At 66.9% G+C, this 1,374-nt stretch carries 1 protein-coding gene and 1 pseudogene; both read right to left on the bottom strand.

Going from position 1 to position 1,374, the window contains the following annotated elements:
* Positions 1-919 (bottom strand): annotated as a pseudogene (locus IF28_RS36790) (alpha-amylase family glycosyl hydrolase); the annotation flags it as partial.
* The coding region (locus IF28_RS0135735; protein ID WP_030229573.1) for an alpha-1,4-glucan--maltose-1-phosphate maltosyltransferase at positions 916-1,374 on the bottom strand (459 nt) is incomplete at its 5' end. The gene IF28_RS0135735 and the pseudogene IF28_RS36790, both read right to left, overlap by 4 nt.

The following is a 1,374-nucleotide window of genomic DNA, read 5'->3' as shown; positions in this document are numbered from 1 at the left end:
CCACATGTAGTCGCGTTCCTCGTCGGTGACCATCTCCAGGGTCAGCTCGTCGTGGTTGCGCAGGAAGATGCCCCACTGGCAGCCGGAGGGGATGGCGGGTGTCTTGGCGAGGATCTCGGAGACGGGGTAGCGCGATTCACGCCGTACGGCCATGAAGATGCGCGGCATCACCGGGAAGTGGAACGCCATGTGGCACTCGTCGCCGCCGGCCGCGTAGTCGCCGAAGTAGTCGACCACGTCCTCCGGCCACTGATTGGCCTCCGCGAGCAGCACCGTGTCCGGGTACTGGGTGTCGATCTCCTTGCGCACCCGCTTCAGGAAGGCGTGCGAGGCGGGCAGGTTCTCGCAGTTGGTGCCCTCCTGCGCGTAGAGGTACGGCACCGCGTCCAGCCGGAAGCCGTCGATGCCCAGGTCCAGCCAGAAACGCAGGGCCGCCAGGATCTCCTCCTGCACGCGCGGGTTCTCGTAGTTGAGGTCCGGCTGATGGGAGAAGAAGCGGTGGAAGTAGTACTGCCCCCGTACCGGGTCGTACGTCCAGTTGGACGCCTCGGTGTCGACGAAGATGATCCGCGCGTCCGGATACCCCTTGTCGTCGTCCGCCCAGACGTAGAAGTCGCCGTAGGGACCGGTGGGGTCCTTGCGCGACTCCTGGAACCACGGTGTAGTCGGCGACGTCGTAGCCGCCGTCCCGCAGCGGGGACTTGAAGAAGGGCGGCAGCCACAGGCAGTCGACGCCCAGCCACTGCAGATAGTCCAGCTTTGCGGTCAGACCCTTCAGGTCGCCGATGCCGTCACCGTCGCTGTCCTGGAAGGAGCGGACGAGCACCTCGTAGAAGACGGCACGCTTGAACCACTCCGGGTCCCGGTCCCTGACCGGGGTGTCCTCGAAGGTGTCCGGCACTGGCTCGTTCACGGTCATGGCGTTCCTGGCCCTCCGTTTCGCTGTGCGGCGGGCGGTCGCTGGACGTGCAGAACGTGCGCGGGGGCCCGCCCCGGCTCAAGGCGCACGTAGTTGTCGCTGCCCCAGTGGTAGGTCTCGCCGGTGAGCTCGTCCCGGACCGGTACCGACTCGTGCCGTTGCAGGCCGAGTTGCGGCATGTCGAGGGAGACCGTGGCCTGCTGGGGGTGGTGCGGGTCGAGGTTGGCGACCACGAGCACGACGTCGGAGCCACTGCGCTTGCTGTACGCGATGACGGAGTCGTTGTCCGTCCGGTGGAAGCGCAGGTTCCTGAGCCGGTGGAGCGCGGGATGGGCGCGGCGGATGGTGTTGAGCTTGGTGATGAGGGGGCTGAGGGTGGTGCCCTGGCGTTCGGCGGTTTCCCAGTCGCGGGTGCGGAGCTGGTATTTCTCGCTGTCGAGGTATTCCTCGCTGCC

This window comes from Streptomyces sp. NRRL WC-3626 (assembly GCF_000718785.1).
GTDB classification, from domain to species: Bacteria; Actinomycetota; Actinomycetes; order Streptomycetales; family Streptomycetaceae; genus Streptomyces; species Streptomyces edwardsiae.
The sequence above is the reverse complement of the archived record's forward strand: the minus strand, read 5'-3'. Positions and strand labels throughout refer to the sequence as shown.